At 34.9% G+C, this 21858-nt stretch carries 23 protein-coding genes; 21 read left to right on the forward strand and 2 right to left on the reverse strand.

The window, feature by feature from the left end; translation table 11 throughout:
- The first annotated feature begins 43 nt into the window (after positions 1-43).
- Positions 44-1117, forward strand: a complete 1074-nt coding sequence (locus HFD15_RS02335; RefSeq protein WP_039115702.1) for a carbamoyl phosphate synthase small subunit — start codon at positions 44-46, stop codon at positions 1115-1117.
- A gap of 84 nt (positions 1118-1201) precedes the next feature.
- Here the strand turns inward: HFD15_RS02335 and HFD15_RS02340 are convergent, their stop codons facing one another.
- A complete protein-coding gene (locus HFD15_RS02340; protein WP_167593202.1) occupies positions 1202-2056 on the reverse strand; it encodes an LPXTG cell wall anchor domain-containing protein in 855 nt (284 codons plus the stop codon).
- 686 nt (positions 2057-2742) lie between these two features.
- Here HFD15_RS02340 and HFD15_RS02345 point away from each other — a divergent pair.
- The 15 genes from HFD15_RS02345 to HFD15_RS02415 all read left to right on the forward strand — a co-directional run bounded on the left by HFD15_RS02345 (position 2743) and on the right by HFD15_RS02415 (position 16995).
- The gene (locus HFD15_RS02345; RefSeq protein WP_025017008.1) at positions 2743-3579 is read left to right on the forward strand and encodes a metallophosphoesterase; all 837 of its coding nucleotides are present in this window, start codon (positions 2743-2745) and stop codon (positions 3577-3579) included.
- Positions 3580-3691: 112 nt separating this feature from the next.
- A complete protein-coding gene (locus HFD15_RS02350; RefSeq protein ID WP_023188699.1) occupies positions 3692-4603 on the forward strand; it encodes a CHAP domain-containing protein in 912 nt (303 codons plus the stop codon).
- 225 nt (positions 4604-4828) lie between these two features.
- Positions 4829-5191 carry a TIGR02328 family protein gene (locus tag HFD15_RS02355; RefSeq protein WP_023188700.1) on the forward strand — a complete coding sequence of 121 codons (363 nt, stop codon included), beginning with the start codon at positions 4829-4831 and terminating at the stop codon, positions 5189-5191.
- 81 nt (positions 5192-5272) lie between these two features.
- Positions 5273-5737: a hypothetical protein gene (locus tag HFD15_RS02360; protein ID WP_023188701.1), complete on the forward strand. Its 465-nt coding sequence runs from the start codon at positions 5273-5275 to the stop codon at positions 5735-5737.
- Between the two features lie 155 nt (positions 5738-5892).
- Positions 5893-6138, forward strand: a complete 246-nt coding sequence (locus HFD15_RS02365; protein WP_003130760.1) for a type B 50S ribosomal protein L31 — start codon at positions 5893-5895, stop codon at positions 6136-6138.
- A 130-nt stretch (positions 6139-6268) separates the two neighbouring features.
- A complete protein-coding gene (locus HFD15_RS02370) occupies positions 6269-6799 on the forward strand; it encodes a DUF177 domain-containing protein (RefSeq protein ID WP_012898210.1) in 531 nt (176 codons plus the stop codon).
- Between the two features lie 155 nt (positions 6800-6954).
- On the forward strand, positions 6955-7647 hold the full coding sequence (locus HFD15_RS02375) for a response regulator transcription factor (protein ID WP_012898209.1): 693 nt from the start codon (positions 6955-6957) through the stop codon (positions 7645-7647).
- Between the two features lie 8 nt (positions 7648-7655).
- Complete coding sequence (locus tag HFD15_RS02380; protein ID WP_167593201.1) at positions 7656-9131, forward strand: HAMP domain-containing histidine kinase; 1476 nt, start codon at positions 7656-7658, stop codon at positions 9129-9131.
- Between the two features lie 182 nt (positions 9132-9313).
- On the forward strand, positions 9314-10555 hold the full coding sequence (locus HFD15_RS02385; RefSeq protein ID WP_039115695.1) for an ammonium transporter: 1242 nt from the start codon (positions 9314-9316) through the stop codon (positions 10553-10555).
- A 131-nt stretch (positions 10556-10686) separates the two neighbouring features.
- Positions 10687-11028: a P-II family nitrogen regulator gene (locus HFD15_RS02390; RefSeq protein ID WP_167593200.1), complete on the forward strand. Its 342-nt coding sequence runs from the start codon at positions 10687-10689 to the stop codon at positions 11026-11028.
- A 491-nt stretch (positions 11029-11519) separates the two neighbouring features.
- Positions 11520-12872: a UDP-N-acetylmuramoyl-L-alanine--D-glutamate ligase gene (gene murD / locus HFD15_RS02395; protein WP_058207894.1), complete on the forward strand. Its 1353-nt coding sequence runs from the start codon at positions 11520-11522 to the stop codon at positions 12870-12872.
- A 209-nt stretch (positions 12873-13081) separates the two neighbouring features.
- Positions 13082-14155 (forward strand): undecaprenyldiphospho-muramoylpentapeptide beta-N-acetylglucosaminyltransferase, encoded by a 1074-nt coding sequence (gene murG / locus HFD15_RS02400; protein ID WP_058207893.1) that lies wholly within the window; start codon positions 13082-13084, stop codon positions 14153-14155.
- Positions 14156-15334, forward strand: a complete 1179-nt coding sequence (locus HFD15_RS02405) for a cell division protein FtsQ/DivIB (RefSeq protein WP_167593199.1) — start codon at positions 14156-14158, stop codon at positions 15332-15334.
- A 149-nt stretch (positions 15335-15483) separates the two neighbouring features.
- Positions 15484-16797: a GTPase ObgE gene (gene obgE / locus HFD15_RS02410; protein ID WP_003130743.1), complete on the forward strand. Its 1314-nt coding sequence runs from the start codon at positions 15484-15486 to the stop codon at positions 16795-16797.
- A 27-nt stretch (positions 16798-16824) separates the two neighbouring features.
- Positions 16825-16995, forward strand: a complete 171-nt coding sequence (locus tag HFD15_RS02415) for a hypothetical protein (protein ID WP_017864795.1) — start codon at positions 16825-16827, stop codon at positions 16993-16995.
- Between the two features lie 34 nt (positions 16996-17029).
- On the opposite strand, the gene HFD15_RS02420 is transcribed toward HFD15_RS02415, so the two are convergent.
- The gene (locus HFD15_RS02420; RefSeq protein WP_039115689.1) at positions 17030-17647 is read right to left on the reverse strand and encodes a hypothetical protein; all 618 of its coding nucleotides are present in this window, start codon (positions 17645-17647) and stop codon (positions 17030-17032) included.
- Between the two features lie 588 nt (positions 17648-18235).
- On the opposite strand from HFD15_RS02420, the gene HFD15_RS02425 reads away from it, so the two are divergent.
- The 5 genes from HFD15_RS02425 to HFD15_RS02445 are packed head-to-tail and all read left to right on the forward strand — an operon-like array spanning position 18236 to position 21856.
- Positions 18236-18541 carry a hypothetical protein gene (locus tag HFD15_RS02425; RefSeq protein ID WP_017864793.1) on the forward strand — a complete coding sequence of 102 codons (306 nt, stop codon included), beginning with the start codon at positions 18236-18238 and terminating at the stop codon, positions 18539-18541.
- 60 nt (positions 18542-18601) lie between these two features.
- Positions 18602-19447 (forward strand): WxL domain-containing protein, encoded by an 846-nt coding sequence (locus HFD15_RS02430; protein WP_003130736.1) that lies wholly within the window; start codon positions 18602-18604, stop codon positions 19445-19447.
- 28 nt (positions 19448-19475) lie between these two features.
- Positions 19476-20267 (forward strand): WxL domain-containing protein, encoded by a 792-nt coding sequence (locus HFD15_RS02435; protein ID WP_012898201.1) that lies wholly within the window; start codon positions 19476-19478, stop codon positions 20265-20267.
- 37 nt (positions 20268-20304) lie between these two features.
- Complete coding sequence (locus tag HFD15_RS02440) at positions 20305-21063, forward strand: WxL domain-containing protein (RefSeq protein ID WP_167593198.1); 759 nt, start codon at positions 20305-20307, stop codon at positions 21061-21063.
- A gap of 37 nt (positions 21064-21100) precedes the next feature.
- Positions 21101-21856, forward strand: a complete 756-nt coding sequence (locus tag HFD15_RS02445; protein WP_023188710.1) for a WxL domain-containing protein — start codon at positions 21101-21103, stop codon at positions 21854-21856.
- The last annotated feature ends 2 nt before the right edge of the window (positions 21857-21858 follow it).

Genomic DNA, 21858 nt, shown 5'->3' on the forward strand with positions numbered 1-21858 from the left:
GAAAAAATAATTGCTAAAGCAAAATTCAAAGGAAATATTTATTATGAGCAAAAGACTTTTAATTTTAGAAGACGGAACCATTTTTGAGGGAGAATCTCTTGGTGCAAACTTGGATGTTACAGGTGAACTTGTCTTTAATACAGGAATGACAGGCTATCAAGAATCAATCACTGACCAATCATACAACGGACAAATTTTGACTTTCACTTATCCAATTGTTGGAAATTATGGCGTCAACCGAGATGATTATGAATCAATTCATCCAACCTGTAAAGCCGTAGTTGTTCATGAAGCAGCGCGCCGTCCTTCGAACTGGCGGATGCAAATGTCTTTTGATGAATTTTTAAAAGCAAAAAATATTCCTGGAATTACAGGTGTGGATACTCGAGCGATTACTAAAATTGTTCGAGAACACGGCACTATGAAGGCCTCACTTGTACAAGCAAGAGATGAAGTAGAGCATCAAATGAGCCAACTTCAAGCGACAGTATTACCAACAAATCAAGTTGAAACAAGTAGTACGACGACCGCTTATCCATCACCAAATACAGGTAGAAAAGTTGTCGTTGTTGACTTTGGTTTGAAACACAGTATCTTACGTGAACTTTCAAAACGGGAATGTAATCTCACCGTTGTCCCATACAACACCAGTGCTAAAGAAATTTTGGAAATGGAACCTGATGGTGTCATGTTGACTAATGGCCCTGGTGACCCAACAGATGTACCAGAAGCAATTGAAATGATTAAAGAAATTCAAGGTAAAATTCCAATTTTCGGTATTTGCTTAGGTCATCAATTATTTAGTCTTGCAAATGGAGCAAAAACATACAAAATGAAATTTGGACACCGTGGATTTAACCATGCCGTTCGTGAAATTGCAACAGGACGAATTGACTTCACCTCACAAAATCATGGATATGCCGTTTCATCAGAAAACTTACCTGAAGACCTAATGATTACCCATGTTGAAATCAATGACGACTCAGTTGAAGGAGTGCGTCACAAACACTTCCCAGCTTTTTCAGTCCAATTTCACCCAGACGCAGCTCCTGGACCTCACGATGCCAGCTATCTTTTTGATGATTTCATGGATCTCATGGATAACTTCCAAAAATAGGATATTGATATAAATGTCTTTGAGTGTGTGACAGTATATTGCTCGTTAGATAATAAAAAAACTCAGAACTACTGAGTTTTTTTATTATCTATTTTTGTATAAGATTGTTACTGCTGAGCTTATTATTATAATTCCGATTAGTACAAAACTAAGATCCGCTTTGCTATTAACACCAGTTTCTGGTAATGTTTTTATATTTCCTTCTTCTGAAGCTTTTGTAATCTTGTTATCCAAGACAATAGAATCTTTTGAAATATTTAATGTATTTTTATTTATAGAGGGAGCTGGTTCAGGATTTGGAGCTGGTTCAGGATTTGGAGCTGGTTCAGGATTTGGAGCTGGTTCAGGATTTGGAGTGGGTTCAGGATTTGGAATAGGTTCGGGATTTGGATTAGGTTCAGGGTCTGGATTAGGTTCAGGGTCTGGGGTAGGATCAGGGTCTGGATCGGGCCTAGGTGCCTCATTAATCTGAATCATATTTGTTATTGAATAGGGAGTTACATGCCGATCATTTTCAGGAAGTGCATCTGTAACGTTAAGTTGAAATGTCTGGCTTCCAGAACTAATATTAGAAGTATCTATCATAATATCAAAGGTACCCGTATGGGAATTATTATCAATAGTAATATTTGAAATAACTACATAGTCAAGGTTAGAGTTCACAATTATGTCTTGAGTTGTAAGGGAGTCACCACCATAATAACCGAAGGTAGCCCTCCCGGTGATAATGTCGCCTTGTGTTACTTCAACAATTCCAGAGTCAAGTCCCATATTGAAAAATTCAATCGTTGAAATACCATACCATTCTTGTTCGGCTTTTGCAGAAATATCCGATGATGGAGTATCAAGTTGGTCCGCCATTGAAGGTGAAGGTAAAGTAGTGAATAGTATACATGTTAAAAGAGTACATGTAGATAATGCAATAATTGATTTTTTCATTTTTAAAACTCCTGTAAGATATAAAATACATTTTAACACATTATTTCAATAATTAAAAAGACAATTTTACAAAATTGTCTATTATTTTACTAAAAATACTTTGAGGTTATTGAAAATATGGTCTTAAATTAGAGAAGTTCAGTTATAGGGAACTTGTCTTGTATTGGCTGTTAATGATTCTTATTTTCTCCGAAGCCGAAGACTCAAAAAAGTATAAGTTATTGATTATTTTTTATTATTCATTTAAGAAATAAGTTCTATAATAAATCTATTCCAAAAAATAAACTTTTTCATAAATACTCCTAAAGCGCCTACTAATCTAGGCGTTTTTTTATCCTCTCGCTTACAAGTTTTATTACTTCAGAAAGTGAATAAAATATTTTTAGAGGCATTATCAAGCATACAAAGTATTTTAGAAGTTGAGATTCAAAGTGATACTCAAAATATTAACAATAAAAAGGCATAGGGATAGGTTTTTTCTAAGTTAGTTTTTATCGAGAAGAAAATGTTCTTCACTTATTTACTGGTAAAATAATCAAATTTCCTCATGAATTTTTGTTTATAAACTTTAAATTTCAACCAATCTATTGATTACGCATTTCTATAATTATATGTAGCATGCACTTAGAAAAAGTTAATTCTTTTTGTAAGTTTAAAAAATACGCAATATGTTATAATCTAGAGATATGAAAATTAAAAAAATAGTATTTTCACTTATTATTCTTATAATATGTACTGTTATAGGAGTCTTTTACTATGCTTTTAAAGTTGAACCTTACCGTTTAGTAGTCAATGAGCATCAAGTGAATAATACAAATTCTAAAGAAAATTTGAAAATTGTTCAGTTATCCGATTTACATATTAAAAAGGATTTTAATGCTGATCGATTAGATAAAGTGATTCAAAAAACAAATGAACAAAATCCTGATTTTATTATTTTCTCGGGAGATTTATATGATAATTATTCGCAATACAATGAAAATGAAGCTGTTATTTCTAAGTTAAAAAGTCTGAAAGCAAAATATGGGAAAATTGCAATTTGGGGCAATCGAGATTATGGTGGGGGATCTGTCAGAGAATATGCAAATATTATGGCTGAATCTGATTTCTCTCTTTTAAGAAATGAAAATCAAGTTTTTACTTTGGATAATGGTAAGAAAATTTTATTCACAGGTTTGGATGAAGCTTTGTTAGGAAATCCGCAATTTCCCTCGCCAAATCAAATGGCTGAAACGAGTTATGATATATTATTGACTCATGAGCCAGATGAAGTTAGCCAATATCAAAATAAGGGTTATGAATTAATTCTTTCTGGTCATAGTCATGGCGGTCAAATAAACATCCCACTTATTCCTCAAATTCAAAAAAAAGCTACCGCATTGATGAGTCATGCGAATAACTATACTGGTGGACTTTATCAGTTAGGGGCAAATGAAAAACTTTATGTTAATACCGGAATAGGAACGACTCATTTATCAGCCAGATTTGGTGTAGCTCCTGAAATTGCCGTTTTAACTTTTTAGATATCTAGATTACTAAATGAAATCGCTTGACATTTTAGGTGACCTATTATAGAGTTTAAATAGAATACATTAGCTTAAATAGCATAAGGCTAGGCTAAAATGGAGGATTTGGATGCAAGGAAAAAAAGTTTTTTTGCTGCTTGGTATTATAACAGCAGTGGGTGCTTGGAATATCGCTAATGGAACTCAGGTGAAAGCAAGTTCGAAAAGCCCAGTTTATCGACTTTATAACCCTAATAGTGGGGAACATTTTTACACCACAAATTTTTATGAAGGAAATTCTCTTAAAAATGTGGGTTGGCGTGACGAGGGTATTGGTTGGCAAGCAGCAAATTCTGGTGAACCAGTTTATCGGCTTTATAATCCCAATGTTAAAGGTGGGGATCATTATTATACCTTGAGTAAATATGAAGCGCAAACTTTGGTCAATCTAGGTTGGCGCTGGGACAATAATGCAAATCCTGTCTTTTATTCAGCTGGAACAGTCAATCTTTATGTTTCTTATAATCCTAATGCTCAGTCAGGTGCACATAATTATACAACGAATGTATTTGAGCAGAATAGTTTATTATCTGTAGGTTGGAAATATGGAGCTATTGCTTGGAAAACAATGCCTTCTGACAGTTTGCCTGGAACTCCAGCGGGTTGGACGATTGATAGACCGATGAATATTGATAATTATTCAACCCAAACTTATGCTTATAAACAATGTACTTGGTGGGTCTATAATCGAGCGAAAGAGTTTGGGATTAACTATGGCCAATATATGGGGAATGGTAAGGATTGGCAAAATCAAGCAGGTTATCAAGTTACATCAACTCCTCAACTTCATAGTGCCGTAAGTTTTAAGGCAGGGCAAGACGGAGCTGATGCCACTTACGGTCATGTTGCCTTTGTAGAAAAAATTCGTTCTGATGGTTCAATATTAATTTCGCAATCAGGAACAGGTTATAGTACTTTATTTTCTTATCAAGTTTTAAGCAAAGATCAAGCTAGTCGCTTACGTTATGTAATTGGAAAATAGGTTTCTTTAAAAAATCAGCTAATCAAATTACTTGAGAGCATCCTTTTATCAAGGTATAATAGATACATCTTTATTTCAGATATTAATTGTTAATTCTAGAACTCATCGGTTGAACAATCGGAAATCAACAATTAATATCTGATTCAAATAGGGAAAAGAGAATTCTCCTTCGGGAGGATTTTTTAATAAAGAAATTTTTCTATTCTAAATATGAAAGGGGAGGATATGAGACTTTGGCATGAAGCTTTAATCAAAAAGCTTCCAAGACAGCAACTTTTGGGACAGCATCGTGAATGTTGTGCCCTTCGAGGAAAAGGCTGGGAGAAACCACATTCAACAGTAAATTATGTTTTTAATTATTCGCCCTATAAACTTTTTCAATATCATTTACAAGTCATGACTGAAATGAGAAAAAGAGGCTATCATCCGGATGAAAAATGGCTAAATCCTTTATATCGGGGACAAACTTCTAAAGTATATTTAGAACTAGAAGAAGTTATTCAAACCTTCCCGATCTATCCTGAACATAATAATGATTATCTTGAAGACTGTAAAGAAAATTTGAGAGAAAAGGGAATAATAATCTAGAAAATAAAAAGAGGATTTCCTTTGAAAAGGCTAAAATGATATGATAAAATCATGAGTATAAAATGAGAAAGAGAGTGACTCATGATTATCGATTTAGGAAATGTCTGGGATGCCCTGAGTGCGATTGGAACTATAGCTGTAGTTATTGTTTCGCTTTATTTGGCAAGAAGAGACTATCGAAAAAAATTAGAAGTTGACTACTGGATTTCTTATAAAATATTCTCCGGAGAAAAAATATCTTTGTGGTCTATTGATCTTGTAAATATTGGATCCGTTCCCGTAAAGATTTATGAAGTCGGTCTTTATCAAAAAAGTTGGTTAAGAAAAAGGCGGAAAAAAATAATATTTATGATGCCTAGAGATTTCGAGTACGAAAGTGCCAAACTACCAATTTTACTTAATCCGCAAGAAGATGCAACTTATTTCATAGCTAAAAATGAGTGGATAACTAAAATAAAAGAACTTGGAATTAATCAACGTAAGATTGGACTTTATGCTAGAGATACTACTGGAAAATATTATTATAGAAAATTTTTATTGAAGTAAATTTACTTTTTTTAAGAATTGAAAAGTTTGTAAAGTTTTTTTCTTGACAAAAGAAAATTTTAACTTGAAATTTATCTATAAATTTGATAGAATATTTAAGTATTCGTACAACTTTGGTCTGGCAAACAGTCCAAGGCAGAAAGGAAATTCTAACGATGAAACAAAATATCCATCCAAATTACCAACCAGTAGTCTTCATGGACACTACAACTGGTTTCAAATTTTTGACTGGTTCAACTAAAGGTTCTAAAGAAACTGTTGAATGGGAAGACGGAAACACTTATCCATTGATCCGTGTTGAAATCTCTTCAGATTCACATCCATTCTATACAGGTCGTCAAAAATTCCAAGCAGCGGACGGACGTATCGCTCGTTTCGAAAAGAAATACGGCAAACAATAATAGAAATGGTCATTCGACCATTTTTATTTTTACCTGTAAAAGTTGTCATTTGACAGCTTTTTATTATGAAAAAATATAGAAATAAGATAAAATAAAGAAAAATAATTAAATTGTGGGAGAATATTAAAAGATGAAATGGTCTTTAAATGAATTAACGAAAAAAAAGCAGATTAGTTTCAATGAAGAATTAAATCTACGTGATGAGTTGCTCAAACGTTCACAAGAAATTTTGGATTGTCAACCAATTGAGGTTAAAGGTGAAATTGCTTATGATGATGATTTATTCTATTTAGATTATCAAATTAAAACAGTATTGACATTACCTTCGTCAAGAAGTTTAAAACCAGTCGAGTATCCTATTGATCTTTTTGTCAATGAAATTTTTGCGACTGAAGAGAGTTTGAGAGGGAATCAAGAATTATTAGACAATGATTTGATTATTGTTTTGGATAAAGATTTAATCAGTTTAGATGAATCAATCACTGATAATCTTTTATTGGAAATTCCTTTGCAAATTTTTGCTGAAGATGAAGAGGCTGAAGAGTTGCCGGCTGGTAAATTCTGGTCTGTTTTGAGTGAAGAAGATTATGCCAAACAACAAGAAGAAAAATTGGAAGAAAAGAAATCTCCTTTTGATGGTTTAAATGGATTATTTGATTAGATAGCTCTCATTTTCAAAGGGTTTCAGCCTTAAAGCCTAAGAAAGCGAAAACAATTTAAAAAAAGCGTCAAATAGTTTGTACATAAATTAAATTTATCTTATAATAGTATTATAAGAAATCGAATTATACAGTTTTTTTAACAAAGGAGAATGATATGACTTCAAAGAAAATTTTGATTATTGAGGATGAAAAGAATTTAGCGCGATTCGTCTCATTAGAATTAGAACATGAAGGCTATGCGACTGAGATTAAAGATAATGGTCGTTCTGGTCTTGAAGAAGCAAGTTCAAAAGATTATGATTTAATCTTGCTTGATTTGATGCTTCCTGAACTTGACGGTTTTGAGGTAGCTCGTCGTTTACGAAAAGAAAAAGATACACCAATCATTATGATGACGGCACGTGATTCAACGATGGACCGTGTTGCTGGTCTTGATATTGGGGCTGATGATTATATCACTAAACCTTTTGCGATTGAGGAACTTTTGGCGCGTGTTCGTGCTTTCTTCCGTCGTGAAGAGCATGGTCATGCCGTTGAACGTGCTGAAAATACTTCTTTCCGTGATCTTGTGATTGACAAAACGAATCGCACCGTTCATCGTGGTAAAAAAGTAATTGATTTAACACGTCGTGAGTATGACCTCCTTTTGACATTGATGCAAAATGTTGGCGATGTTGTGACTCGTGAACATTTAGTTTCACAAGTTTGGGGATATGAAGAAGGAACAGAAACAAATGTTGTGGATGTTTATATTCGTTATCTTAGAAATAAAATTGATGTTGAAGGTCAAGATAGCTATATTCAAACTGTTCGTGGCTTAGGTTATGTAATGCGTGAACGCAAATAAAAAATAAGATGAAAAAATTATTTACTTTCAATAAGAAAAAAGAGACGGTAGAGGAAAGTTCGGCTAAGCGGTCTATCATGCTTAGGTGGGCTTTTGCTAACACCGTTTTTTGTTTTATTACTTTTACTTTGTTTGCTACTTTGACTTATCAATTGACAATCAGTTCTTTTATTAAAGAAGAACAACAATTATTAACTCGCTCTATGGATAGTGTTGAGGAAGTCTTAGAAAAAGCAGATGCTCCTTTGAATTCATCGAATTTGAACACATATATTGAAGCGACATCAAAGATTCAAAATGGTGAGTCTGAAGGAATGAGTTTGGGTAGTATCATTGGGACACGGAAAGCATTTTATATTTATGACTTAAATCATAAATTATTGTATTCAACGAATCGACATACTTTTGGTTTTCAGAATCAGGCTAATAATGAAATGAAAGAGATTCGGGGAGAAAATCCAGGTTATTTAGTTCAGAGAAAAATTATTTCTAAGTCAACAGGACAAGTTGTGGGATACTTACAGGCTTTTTATGATACGACGACTTATCATCGAATTTCTAATCTTCTTTTGATTGTCTTGTTAATTTTAGAAATTGTTGCCTTGATTGTCGCTCAGTTGATTGGTTATTTCATGGCTAATTACTTTATGAAACCATTGGAAAAACTTTATCAGGGCATGAAAGAAATGGCAAATGATCCAACAAATGATTTTGAACCGATTGAAATTCAAAGTGGAGATGAAATCGAAGAGTTGGCTCATGTTTACAATGATATGATGTTGAAGATGAAGGCATATCTTGAACAGCAAAATCGCTTTGTTTCTGATGTTTCTCATGAATTAAGAACACCTTTAGCTGTCTTGGATGGACATATTAACTTGTTGAATCGATGGGGGAAAAATGATCCAGAAGTATTAGATGAATCTTTGCAGGCAAGTTTAGATGAAGTTGATCGAATGAAGAAAATGCTTGAGGAGATGTTGGCTCTTGCTCGTCTTGAAAATGTTGACTTATCAAGTGAAGAACTGGATTGTGATGTTGGAAAAGTTTGTAATCGGGCCCTTAAGAATTTTCAGCTTTTGCATGATGATTTTGAAATAGTGCTTGATAACCGGCTTATTTATCCCACTCATGCGCGAATTTCAGAAAATCATTTTGAACAAGGTTTACGAATTCTGTTAGATAATGCTGCTAAATACTCTCCTGATGATCGTAAAGAAATCGTGATTACTGTTTCTGAGGATGAACAGTTTGTGATTACGAGTGTATCTGACAAAGGAATTGGAATTTCAGAAGAAGATATTAATCATCTTTTTGAGCGTTTCTTTAGAGCGGACAAGGCTCGCAATCGAGAAATTGGTGGAACTGGTTTAGGTTTATCAATTTTAGCTCGATTGGCAGAAAATTATCAAGGGGAAATTGAGGTAAATTCAGAACTGGGTCTTGGTTCAACTTTTACACTAAAATTCCCGAAAATAAAATAAAGAATAAGAGAATTGCTAAAGGGCAGTTCTTTTTTTGCGACTCATGTCATGTTTTATAACATCAAATATAAAAATAATTGACTTGTTTAGAAAGTTGTGTTATATTTTATTACATGATTAAATTGTCAGAAAATATTGATAAATATTCTGTTTTAATCTCGAACTTTTAAAGGAGAAATTTTATGGACACAGGCTCAATTGCATTTATTTTAATTTGTGCGGCATTGGTATTTTTGATGACGCCTGCATTAGCATTTTTTTATGGAGGACTTGGACGCCGAAAAAATGTGTTAAACACAATGATGATGTCTCTTGCACCAATGACTCTGGCTTCTATTTTATGGGTAATTATTGGCTTCTCATTTTCATTTTCAGGAAGCAATAGTTGGATTGGTGATTTCAACCATTTGTTTATGAATGGTGTGGATATGGCTAAAAATTCACTTTTCCCTGCTAATCATATTCCAGATGGACTTTTTTCTGGTTTTCAAATGATGTTCTCGATTATCACAGTAGCTCTAATTACGGGATCTGTTGTTGGAAGAATGAGATTTACACCAATTTTGATTTTTATGACTGCTTGGTTAATTTTAGTTTATTATCCTTTGGCTCATATGGTTTGGGGCGGTGGATTTTTGGCTCAAATTCATGCGATTGACTTTGCGGGTGGAGATGTTGTTCATATTTCAAGTGGGGTGACAGGACTTGTACTTGCGTTAGTACTTGGAAAACGTCGAGATTACGAACGTTTAGATTATCGTCCACATAATATTCCTTTTGTTGTTTTGGGCGCTGGTCTCCTATGGTTTGGTTGGTTCGGCTTTAATGCGGGGTCAGCGCTTGCTGCCAATGGTGTGGCAATTAACGCCTTTATGACGACCAATACAGCAGCTGCAGCAGCAATGTTTTCATGGATGATTGTTGAAAAAATATTGATTGGTAAACCTTCAATTGTTGGTGCTTGTTCTGGTGCGGTAGTTGGCTTGGTGGCCATCACTCCAGGAGCTGGTTTTGTTTCTTTATGGTCGTCATTGATTATTGGTCTTTTGGTTAGTCCTTTATCATACTTTATGATTTCTGTAGTTAAAAAGAAATTGGGATATGATGATGCTTTAGATGCTTTTGGTTGTCACGGTATTGGCGGGATGTTTGGCGGAATTATGACAGGAATTTTTGCAACGCCGGCTTTGGCACCAGAAAAAGGCTACGCTGGTTTAATCTATGGCTCTGGGAAATTGCTTTTGGCTAATGTATCTGCGGTTGTCTTCACAGTTATTTTCACTGCTCTTGTGAGTTGGATCATTATTAAAGTAATTGCCTTGTTTATGCCAATTCGTGTATCTGACCGTGCTGAAGCTATTGGACTTGACGACAGTGAGCACGAAGAAACTGCTTATCCAACCTTCTTAGGTTTGGATTCTTAAGTTTAATTTTACTGACAGATATTTCTTATATAAAATTGTGAGTTTGTCAGTAAAATCAATTTTGAATGATGTCTTTGAAGTATGCTGACAAGTCTGTCAGTAAAAATGTAAGATACAAAGAGAGAAAAAATATGAAAAAAATTGAAGCGATTATTCGGACAGATAAATTAGAAGATTTGAAAGCAGCCCTATCAGATAATGACTTGGTGCATGGGATGACAGTTTCTCAAGTTTTGGGTTATGGTGAACAAAAAGGATTTACAGAATATGTTCGTGGTCAACGAATTGAAACTACTTTACTTTCAAAGTTAAAGATAGAAATTGTATCAATCGATGAAAAAGTTGATGATATTGTTAATGTGATTATTAAAGCAGTTCAAACGGGCGAAGTGGGAGATGGTAAAATCTTCATTCAACCTGTTGAGCGTGTAATTCGAATTAGAACCTCAGAAGAAGATGCTCAAGCGCTCTAAGTATCACTGCTTATAACGCTTTGAAGCGTGAATGGGTGCTCTTGCTAGATACCTTATTACTCACTCATCGGAAAATTATTGTTTCCACTGAGTTCGGTCATAATACGGTAAGAATCAAGCAAAACAAATCGTTATTTTGTGTTACTTATTACGCTCTAAGTCTCATACTTTATAACAGGATAAAGTGTAGATGCTTGGAGACTATCTTTCCAGATTCACTACTGCTGACTCTCGGTGTAACAACTAGTATATTTCGTAAGTCAGCAAATCTAACAACGAATTTTCTAGGTTAGAAATGATTCTTCTTGCTGAGTTCTATCTTATTAAAAAGTAAGCTGACAAATAGGTCAGCTTTTTGTATTTTTTTGAAAAAATTACTGACAGACTTGTCAGTAAATAAGACTGTTGAAAAAAAGCCCGATTAGGGGTAAAATAGATTAGATAAAGTCGTCAGTGAAATATTTTACTGACAACTTAAAAAGGAATAGAAAATGAAAAAAATAACGAAATTTAAAGATCAAAAATTCTTAGTTCTTGGACTTGCCCGTTCTGGAATGGCTGCTGCCCTTGTGCTCAATGAGTTGGGTGCGATTGTTACGGTCAATGATGGCAAACCTTTTGAAGAAAATAAAGAAGCGCAATTACTTTTAGAAGAAGGAATTAAAGTCATCACAGGGAGTCATCCTATTGATTTATTGGATGAAGATTTTGCACTAATGGTTAAAAATCCAGGAATTCGTTATGATAACCCAATGGTTGAACGAGCTGAAGCATTGAATATTCCTGTAATTACTGAGGTTGAACTTGCTTATCTCATCAGTGAAGCTCCAATCATTGGAATTACCGGAACCAATGGGAAAACAACGACGACAACATTGATTGCTGATATTTTAAATGCCGATGGTCAGTCAGCAAAATTGTCAGGGAATATTGGTTTTCCAGCGTCAGAAGTAGCCGAAAAAGCGAGTGCTTCTGATACATTAGTGATGGAACTTTCAAGTTTTCAATTGATGGGCATTGATAGCTTCCGCCCTAAAATTGCCTTAATTACAAATTTATTTTCAGCTCATTTAGACTATCATGGTTCGCAAAAAGCCTATGAAGCTGCAAAATGGCGAATTCAAGAAAATATGACCTCAGATGATTTCTTGATTCTCAATTTTAATCAAGAAAAATGTCGTAATTTGGCTGACAAAACGAAAGCGACTGTTCTTGCTTTTTCAACAAAAGAAAAAGTTAATGGTGCTTATTCTAAAGATGGAAAAATTTATTTTAATGATGAATATATCATGGAAGTTTCTGAACTTTCACTTCCTGGTGAGCACAATCTAGAAAATGCTTTAGCAGCCATTGTAGCTTCAAAATTACAAGGGACAAAAAATGAAGCGATTGTAGAAGTACTGACAAGTTTTGCTGGCGTAAAACATCGTCTGCAATATCTTGGTGAAATTGATGGTCGTAAAGTCTATAACGACAGCAAGGCAACCAATATTTTGGCTACTCAAAAAGCACTTTCTGGTTTTGATAATAGTAAACTTTGGCTTTTAGCTGGCGGACTTGATCGTGGAAATGGTTTTGAAGAGTTAGAAAAAGACTTGCAAGATTTGAAAGGAATGGTTGTTTTTGGTCAAACAGCAAATAAATTACGTTTGACTGCAGAAAAATTGAATATTCCCGTTTTTGATAGCGAAAATGTTGCAAAAGCCCTCGAAGAAATTCTACCTCAAACGCAAGCAGGAGATACAATTTTACTTAGTCCAGCTTGTGCAAGTTGGGACCAATATAAAACTTTTGAAGAACGCGGTGATTTATTCATTCAAGCCTTTGAAAATTTGAAAAAATAAAAGTACTGACAACTATTGAATTAATTTATGTTAAAATTAATTTTACTGACAGAAAGAATAATTACGATTCATCTTGCTGACAGCTATCAGATTTAATTTGTACTTTATTTCTATCATTATTTTCTTGTTTATTAGAGAACAGGATTTAATGAAACTTGGGTACAAAAATATTTGTCAGAGAATCCCCAAACTATTGGAGAAAAACAAACATGCGAATTATCATTACAGGTGGCGGCACAGGCGGTCATATTTATCCAGCGCTAGCTTTCCTTAAGTATTTGGAAAAAGTAGAACCAGATACAGAAGTGCTTTATATTGGAACGAAAAAAGGCTTGGAGGCAAAAATTGTCCCTCAAGCAGGAATTAAATTAAAAACAGTTGATATTCAAGGATTACGTCGTTCACTTAGTCCGCAAAATTTAAAAACAGCTTATAAGTTTTTTAAATCTGTCTCAGATGCTAAAAAAATTATGAAAGAATTTAAACCGGATGTTGTTTTGGGAACTGGTGGATATGTGGCAGGGCCAGTTGTTTATGCTGCTGCGCAATTAAAAATTCCAACAATTATACATGAAGGAAATTCTTTCCCAGGAATAACTAATCGTTTTCTTGCTAAAAAAGTTGACCGAATTGCAGTAGGTTTTCACGCAGCAGAACAATATTTTCCAGCGAGCAAAACAACTTTTACTGGAAATCCAAGGGCACAAGAAGTTGCAGATGCAGCGGCTCAAGTAGAAAAATTTGAAGAGCCAACGGTTGTTATTTTCGGTGGCTCACGTGGCGCTTTAAAACTTAACAATGCTTTTATTGAAGCCCTTCCTGAATTAGCACAACGTTCATTTAAAACCGTTTATGCTTCAGGAGAGATTTATTATGATGATTACAAGGAAACTTTTAATCAATATAAAGAAAATTCTAATTTAGATATTCGTCCTTATATTAATAATATGACAGAACTTTTAGCAAAAAGTCAGCTCTTTTTAGGACGCTCTGGTTCAACAACTATTGCTGAAGTTACCGCTTTAGGCTTACCAGCCGTTTATGTCCCAAGTCCAAATGTGACAGCTGACCAACAGACTAAAAATGCTCAAGAATACGTTGACCAAGGTGCAGCTATTATCATCAAAGACGAAGACCTAACGGGTCAAACTTTGATTGAAGCTATTTCAAATATACTCGAAAATAATGAGAAGTATCAAGAAATGCAAGCAGCTAGTCTAAAAGCGGGCGTTCCAGATGCTAGCCAACGCCTTTACAATCTAGTGAAAGAAATTAGTAAATAAATGAGTGAAAAAGATAATAACTTAACCCCTTGGCAGCAAAAACATCTTGAATATCAGAAAAGAAAAGCAGAAGAAGCCAAAAAAGAAAAGAAAGCAAATCAACCTAAAAAGGTTCATTTTTCTTCACCTTTTCTTAAAAGTCTCCCAAAAACTGAAAAAAACTTTGATGACACTAGAGACGAAGCTGAGTCAGCTGAGTTGTTAGAAGAAGGCTTTGAGACTAATAACGAAGAAACTCAATCAAGCGAAGCTCCGATTGAAAATGAAAAAATTATTGCTCAGTTAGAACAACTTTCTCAAGAGAATGAATATGAGTGTGAAGAAGATCAAATCAAAAGACCTTCGAGATTTTCTTCTTTATTTAAAGGTTCAGCTCCACTTTTAAAGAAAATGTGGCCAGCCTTAGCAATTGTTGTTCTGGCATTCGTCGGCTCTCTTTATTTGATTTCACCTCTCAGCAAAATATCAACTTTTAGTGTTTTTGGAAATGCGAATGAAAGTAGCGAACAAGTTGCATTAGCTTCTGGAATTCAAACAAGTGATAGTATTTTTAATATCCTAAATAATAAGGAAAAAATTGAAGCGACAATCGAACAAAAATTCCCTAGAATTTCTGCCGTTACAATCAATTACCATTTTCCTAATCGCTTTGAGGCCATTGTAAAAGAACATACAAACAGTGTCTATGTCAAACGTAATGATCAAACTTACCTTGTCTTAAATAACGGTTACGTGATTACAACACCAGTTGATGCAACTAAGCTTGAGAAATTGCCAGTTTTACAAAATTTTAATGACGAAGAAGTTAAAACTTTTGTAAATGCTTATGAAACGCTTAAACCAGCAATAAAATCACTGATGACTAATGTTACTAAAACTCCTACAGATGCGACGAAAGATTTCATTGCCATTGATATGAGTGACGGAAATCAGGTTCGAGTTTCATTGAGTCAATTAGCTGACCGCCTGCCATATTATCCAAGTGTTGCTAAACAAGTTCAAGCACCACAAGTTGTAGATATGGAAGCTGGTATTTATACGAAGCCAAAAGCTGCTTATGATGCTTATCTTTCACAATTATCTACCTCAAAATCAGCATCTATTTCTGCTCAAAATGCGAAAAAGACTGATGCAAGTAGTGAAAATACTGCTCAAAGCACAACAACAAGTTCAAATTAAAAATAAAAAAAGTGATAATTTAGGATTGTCACTTTTTTAGCACAGGGCAAGCTATAAAAAAAGCTGATAAAATGATATAATAGATAGCACGCATTTTTGTGGAAAAATAATAAATAAACTATATAAAGAAAATTTAGAGGAGAAACTGTATGTCTTTATTTTTAGATACAGCACGAATTGAAGTAAAAGCTGGTAAAGGTGGCGATGGTGCAGTTGCTTTTCGCCGTGAAAAATATGTTCCAGATGGTGGTCCTGCCGGTGGTGACGGGGGAAAAGGCGGTTCTGTAATCTTTAAAGTTGATGAAGGAATGTCAACTTTGATGGATTTCCGTTATAACCGTATTTTCCGTGGTAAACCAGGTGAAAAAGGGATGAACAAAGGAATGCACGGTCGTGGAGCCGAAGATTTGATTGTTCATGTTCCTCAAGGAACGACTGTTAAAGATAACGAAACTGGTGATGTTTTAGTTGACTTAATCGAAAAAGACCAAGAATTTGCGGTTGCTAAAGGCGGTCGCGGCGGTCGTGGAAATATTCGCTTTGCCACACCACGTAACCCAGCACCTGAGGTAGCAGAAAATGGAGAACCAGGAGAAGATAAAATTCTACTTTTGGAACTTCGTGTTTTAGCAGATGTTGGTTTAGTTGGTTTTCCATCTGTTGGTAAATCAACATTATTGTCAGTTGTTTCAAATGCGCGTCCTAAAATTGGCGCTTACCATTTCACAACAATCACTCCTAATATCGGAATGGTTCAAGTTGGTTATGGAGATAGTTTTGTTATGGCAGATATGCCAGGATTGATTGAAGGAGCGCACTCTGGTGCAGGACTGGGAATTCAATTCTTGCGTCATATTGAACGTACACGTGTCCTTCTTCATGTTCTCGATATGTCAGAACTTGAAGGACGAGATCCATACGAAGATTACAAAACAATCAATGATGAATTAGAATCTTACAATTTACGTTTGATGGAACGTCCACAAATTATTGTTGCCAACAAAATGGATATGCCAGAAGCTGCCGAACGTTTAGCTGAATTTAAAGAAAAATTAGCTGCTGATTTAGGTCCTGATAAAGAAATGCCTGAAATTTTTGAAGTTTCTGGCCTGACTAAAACAGGACTTCAAGGTTTGCTTGCACGCACAAGTGAATTACTTGCACAAACACCAGAATTCTTACTTTATGATGAAGATGAATTAGCGGATGAAACAGCTTATTACGGCTTTGAAGAAGAAGAAAAACCATTTAAAGTTTCTCGTGATGATGATGGTGGATGGCGCTTATCTGGTGATAAGATTGAAAGACTCTTTATCATGACTAATTTTGATCATGATGAATCAGTTATGAAATTTGCTCGCCAAATGCGCGCGATGGGTGTTGACGAAACACTTCGTTCAATGGGAGCCAAGGATGGCGATTACGTTAGAATTCAAAAATTTGAATTTGAATTTGTAGATTAAAAATTTCAATATTTTCGGAGATTAAAAATGGGATTTAAAATTATTGGTGACCGTGACAAAGACGGAAATTTTATTGCCTCAGCCGATTATTGGACCGATGAACGGATTGATGACTTGTTAAAGAAATACAATCCTCATGGTAAATTGACTTTATCAAAGGCCAATCAAAATAAAAACGATGAAAAAAAGACTGATTAATTCAGTCTTTTTTTTACTGACAGAACAAATATTTTCACTGACAGCTAGAATAGTGATTTTTGTCAGTAATTTTAGGTCCAATTATTTCTTGAAAAATAACTTTATTGACCGTTTTGGATTGGTCTGCAACTTTATAAAGTGCATTACGTTGAAGGGTTTGAACTTGAAAAGTGGGAGTGATATTCAAAGATTTATTCAGATTATCAGTAATAATTTGATTGGGGTTGAAAGAAATATCATCGGGAATCAAAGAAAGAATTGCCGATTTTTCATAATAGCGTTCAGAAATGTTTTGATTTGCAACATGAAAACTTAAAGCTTTAGGGACTTTGGGGGTTTCAATAGGAAAACCAGCAATGACAGCATTAAAAGAAATATGTTGACCAAAATTAACTTGCTTACTTTTATATTTTTCAAGTTCAGCCCTAAGCAAAAGTTCAGCTTCCTCAAAATTTAAATTAGGTTGATAATAAAATTTCTTGCGAATATTATTGGTAATCAATTCAAATCCGGTAATTCCAACAACGAACCCATTTGGATTACTTTCAAATTTTTTAAAATGACTTTGGGTAAGAACTTTGTTGGTTGTAATTTGTCCATCTGAAATAATACTGATGAAATCAGGCAACATAACAATATTTATAAAACTCATGGTATAAAATCCTTAAAAATTTCTGTCAGTAAAGTATCTAGTAAATTTTATTGACAGAAGAAGTGGTTGATTTTCAAATGTTTCTTATCATTGTATCACTTTTGGGAAATTTTATACTATTTTTTTCATATTAAAAAACAATTTATGAAGTAATAAATTGTTTTTTTTAGTAAATATAAAGTTTCATTAGAAAAATAGCAAGAAAAAACTTTCTATTAGCGGTGTTCTTTCCGAAAAACTTCAATTTTTCGTAAAGAACACTAGTTAACTTATCAAATTTTCACTCTAGAATTACTTTGTAACTAAAAAAATTAGATACATACAATTATATTATATAATAATTAATTATTTTGTACAAGATTAACTACACGATTATTAAAAAATATATCTGTAAAATTACACATTACTCAATTACCTAAACAAATCAAGACCTAAAATTGAGCAAAAACATTGCAATACAATGAAAAAAATTTCCGAAAAATTGAAGTTTTTCTGGAAATTACATTAGAATTTATAGAGAAAGAGAGGTCTTTTATTGATTACAAAGATAAAAATTTGTAAATGTAAAGATTAAGAAAGGAAAGAATATTGAAAAAATTAGTATTAATTATTTTATTGCTATTCTCATCGTCAAATTTATTGACGACCATGGGTTCAGCAGATACAACAAGTTATGGTACAAAAGGTCAAGTTGGATTTACGGGAAATTGGGTAGGACCAGAATCGAGTTCAAGTAGTAAAGAAAATCCTAAAAAAGACCTACCGATTACTCAGACCATACTCCCAAAAACAGGAGATATGGAATTCTCATCAATGGTAACTAGTTATGTTGGCTTATTAATTTTGGCAAGCATAATAGTTTATAAAAAAGAAAGAGGGAGGTTAACTTTATAGAAAATAAATAATAGTCGATTACTGCACCTTTTTTAAGGATAAAACAAATGGAGAAACTTAATGGATAAACTAATTTTAAAATCAACAACACTTCTTGCCGGCATATTGATTTCTGCCCCTATGATAATCACAACCGCTAGTGCGGCGACTACAGGTGGGGATTACACTTCAAGTGCAAATTTGACTTTACAAGCAGGAACTGGTCCAGTCGACCCTCTTGATCCAACAGACCCAACTAATCCTGTAACACCAGTAGACCCAGGTACTCCAGGTGCTTCTGGAAATCTTACTGTCGATTATGGTTCAACCCTTTACTTCGGAACCCAATCAATTTCCACTCAATCTAAAACTTATTATGCACATCCTGATATGGTAAAAGATCAATCTAACGCTGTAAAAGTAGTGCCTAACTATGCTCAAGTAACAGACCAATCAGGTGAGCTATCAGGTTGGACATTAAGTTTAACACAAGCTTCAGATCTTCATATGACTACTGGAACATCAACAGATCCTGGATATGCACTTAGTGGTGCACAAATTAGCTTTACCGGAGGCACTCTCCTTGGAGGAAATGGTATTACCGCTGGGAAGCCAAGTGATGTTGTTGCTTCAGGAACGCTCACACCAGGAGTAGCAACAAAACTAGTTTCAGCTGCAAAAAATGAAGGAGCAGGAACTTGGTTATATAATTTTGGTGATGTAGATGCCTATGATGCAAGTTCAGTTGATACAGCCAATACCACAGATCATACTAAAGTGGCGACAAAATCAGCAATTAGTTTGGCTGTTCCTGCAGGTTTGATTGAGAAAGCGGCACCATATACTACAGATTTGTATTGGAGCTTGCAAGCCGTTCCAGGAAATGATTGGGATGGAAATACATCTGCGGTTACACCAGCACCATAAGTCTGATTTTGATAAAAGGAGAGAATAAATGAATAAAATTTTATTAAAATCAACGGTACTACTAACTGCTGCATTAATCGTGGGACCAATAATTGCCAGTGAAGCTGATGCCGCAAGCACCGGTGGAGATTATACATCAAATGGTTATGTTAACTTTGCTGAAGGGGACAATACTGGAATTAACCCCGTTGATCCTTTAGACCCCTCTGTCCCTGTAGGACCAACAAATCCTGATGGTACCGACCCAACACCCGGAACAGGAGGAGCACTTTCAATCGATTTTGCTTCAAGTCTAAGTTTTGGAACACAAAAAATTTCTTCAAAGGATGCCACATACTTTGCTCATGCACAGTGGATTAGCAAAGATAAAGATGGAAGTGCAGTTGATATGACACGTCCTAATTATGTTCAAGTTACTGATACACGCGGAACCTGGGATGGATGGACCTTGACTGTTGCAGAATCCGATCAATTTCAAAATACTTCAGGAGAAAAGCTAACCGGAGCAGAACTATCTTTTAGTAAAGGTTATACCGATGGAACCACTGCTGCAAAACCCGGTTATATCAATAACACTAATTTTGTTGTTAGTACAGCTGCTAGCAAAATTTTAGGAGCAGGTCCAAATCAAGGGATGGGAACTTGGGTATATGGTCTAGGAGCTAATGCAGATTACCAAGAAAATGGTGGAGCGCATCTGGGTAATGAAGCAGTTTCTACAGCATCACCAATCAGTCTTAAAGTTATTGCTGGTACAAATAAAGCGACGTCATATACGACACAATTAATTTGGTCCTTAACGAATACCCCGGGAAATTAAATGTTTATAATTTCTAAACTATGAAAAGGAGGGTACTGTGAAAAAAATAAGATGGTTAAGTATACCTCTCATCTTAATGACATTAGGATTGGAATTTCGAGTTAATGCAGCAGAAGTCCAAAGCTATAATTCGCAAGGAATAGTTGGTTTTGGTCCAGGTAGCGGAGTTCAACCCCCTGTTAATCCTAACAAACCTGATCCAACTTTACCTGTATTTCCACAAAATCCAGATGGTTCAAAGCCTAATCCAGGGGGAAATGGCTCACTGACAATTGATTTTGCTTCAAGTTTTGACTTTGGGAATCATAAAATTTCTAATAGAGATCAAACATATTTAGCTAAAGCCCAAAAGTATTTTGATTCTGAAGTTTTAACACCAAATTATGTTCAAGTAACCGATCGTCGAGGAACATTTGCCGGTTGGAACTTAAAAGTAGTCGAAAAAACACAATTTACTCAAATTGACTCAGGCCCTCAGAAGTACAAAGTACTTAAAGGAGCAACGATTAATTTAAAAAGTTCAGAAACAGCTTCTTTTACTAATGAAAAATCTCCCAAAACACAAACAATTTCGGGACTTATTCCCGGTGTTGAAACTCAAGTAGCTCTTGCCTCAACTGGCGAAGGAGCTGGAACTTGGGTAATTCGCTGGGGAAACGATTCAATGGTCACTGAAGATTGCTTAACAACAGCAGTTTCATTATTTGTTCCTGGAGATACCCCCAAGGATGCGACTGCTTACACTACAACTTTAAATTGGATATTGTCTGATTTACCGACAAACGTGCCAAATTAATTTGTAACACACATTATTATAGAAAAGAGGACATTATATGTCTAAATCAGTAACAAAATATCTCTCTCTAGCAACTTTAGGGATATTAGCAACATCAGTAACTCCACAACTTGCCAGTGCAGCTACAACACAATCATATGGCACGCAAGGAGAGGTGACTTTTACCGCCGGAACAGATACCACAGGTCCAGTTGACCCGCAAGACCCAACTGTTCCAGTAAAACCAACGGAACCAGATGGCGTTAATCCAGTAGGACCGACAATGCCTGATAGTGGTTTAACTATCGTCTATGCCTCAAGTTTTGATTTTGGAAGTCATCCTGTAAGCAATAAAGCAGAAGTCTACAATGCTGCTGCACAAAAATTAGATGATAATACGACACGTACCAACTATGTTCAAGTTGCAGATAATCGTGGGACTTTCTCAGGTTGGAATTTAAAAGTTCAAATGACGGACTTCACAACAGCTGATAGTAATTTAGTAGCGAATGGTCATGGTACATTAACAGGAGCAACAGTGACTTTAGGTGATGCTGAGATTCAAGGAGCTGGTACAGCAAACCCAGCAGATATTTCTTCAGCTACTACAGTTTTGACACCTGGAGTACAATCGGCAACAATATTGGGAGCAACGGCTGGTCACGGCTCTGGTAATAGTTTACTTGACTTTGGGGGGAAAGATGGAGCTACAAAAGACACAGCCATCAAACTTTCTGTTCCAGCAGGTGTGGCAGGTGCAGCCAAGTATACAGCAGATTTAACCTGGACACTTGACGATACACCATCTAATTAATA

Origin of the sequence: Lactococcus sp. EKM203L, assembly GCF_011800585.1 — a bacterium.
Lineage (GTDB): Bacteria > Bacillota > Bacilli > Lactobacillales > Streptococcaceae > Lactococcus > Lactococcus lactis.

Bases quoted from the DNA above. Each gene is read 5' to 3' on its own strand.
- HFD15_RS02335 (WP_039115702.1), top strand. From the start codon at position 44: ATGAGCAAAAGACTTTTAATTTTAGAAGACGGAACCATTTTTGAGGGA.
- HFD15_RS02340 (WP_167593202.1), bottom strand. From the start codon at position 2,056: ATGAAAAAATCAATTATTGCATTATCTACATGTACTCTTTTAACATGT.
- HFD15_RS02345 (WP_025017008.1), top strand. From the start codon at position 2,743: ATGAAAATTAAAAAAATAGTATTTTCACTTATTATTCTTATAATATGT.
- HFD15_RS02350 (WP_023188699.1), top strand. From the start codon at position 3,692: ATGCAAGGAAAAAAAGTTTTTTTGCTGCTTGGTATTATAACAGCAGTG.
- HFD15_RS02355 (WP_023188700.1), top strand. From the start codon at position 4,829: ATGAGACTTTGGCATGAAGCTTTAATCAAAAAGCTTCCAAGACAGCAA.
- HFD15_RS02360 (WP_023188701.1), top strand. From the start codon at position 5,273: ATGATTATCGATTTAGGAAATGTCTGGGATGCCCTGAGTGCGATTGGA.
- HFD15_RS02365 (WP_003130760.1), top strand. From the start codon at position 5,893: ATGAAACAAAATATCCATCCAAATTACCAACCAGTAGTCTTCATGGAC.
- HFD15_RS02370 (WP_012898210.1), top strand. From the start codon at position 6,269: ATGAAATGGTCTTTAAATGAATTAACGAAAAAAAAGCAGATTAGTTTC.
- HFD15_RS02375 (WP_012898209.1), top strand. From the start codon at position 6,955: ATGACTTCAAAGAAAATTTTGATTATTGAGGATGAAAAGAATTTAGCG.
- HFD15_RS02380 (WP_167593201.1), top strand. From the start codon at position 7,656: ATGAAAAAATTATTTACTTTCAATAAGAAAAAAGAGACGGTAGAGGAA.
- HFD15_RS02385 (WP_039115695.1), top strand. From the start codon at position 9,314: ATGGACACAGGCTCAATTGCATTTATTTTAATTTGTGCGGCATTGGTA.
- HFD15_RS02390 (WP_167593200.1), top strand. From the start codon at position 10,687: ATGAAAAAAATTGAAGCGATTATTCGGACAGATAAATTAGAAGATTTG.
- murD (WP_058207894.1), top strand. From the start codon at position 11,520: ATGAAAAAAATAACGAAATTTAAAGATCAAAAATTCTTAGTTCTTGGA.
- murG (WP_058207893.1), top strand. From the start codon at position 13,082: ATGCGAATTATCATTACAGGTGGCGGCACAGGCGGTCATATTTATCCA.
- HFD15_RS02405 (WP_167593199.1), top strand. From the start codon at position 14,156: ATGAGTGAAAAAGATAATAACTTAACCCCTTGGCAGCAAAAACATCTT.
- obgE (WP_003130743.1), top strand. From the start codon at position 15,484: ATGTCTTTATTTTTAGATACAGCACGAATTGAAGTAAAAGCTGGTAAA.
- HFD15_RS02415 (WP_017864795.1), top strand. From the start codon at position 16,825: ATGGGATTTAAAATTATTGGTGACCGTGACAAAGACGGAAATTTTATT.
- HFD15_RS02420 (WP_039115689.1), bottom strand. From the start codon at position 17,647: ATGAGTTTTATAAATATTGTTATGTTGCCTGATTTCATCAGTATTATT.
- HFD15_RS02430 (WP_003130736.1), top strand. From the start codon at position 18,602: ATGGATAAACTAATTTTAAAATCAACAACACTTCTTGCCGGCATATTG.
- HFD15_RS02435 (WP_012898201.1), top strand. From the start codon at position 19,476: ATGAATAAAATTTTATTAAAATCAACGGTACTACTAACTGCTGCATTA.
- HFD15_RS02445 (WP_023188710.1), top strand. From the start codon at position 21,101: ATGTCTAAATCAGTAACAAAATATCTCTCTCTAGCAACTTTAGGGATA.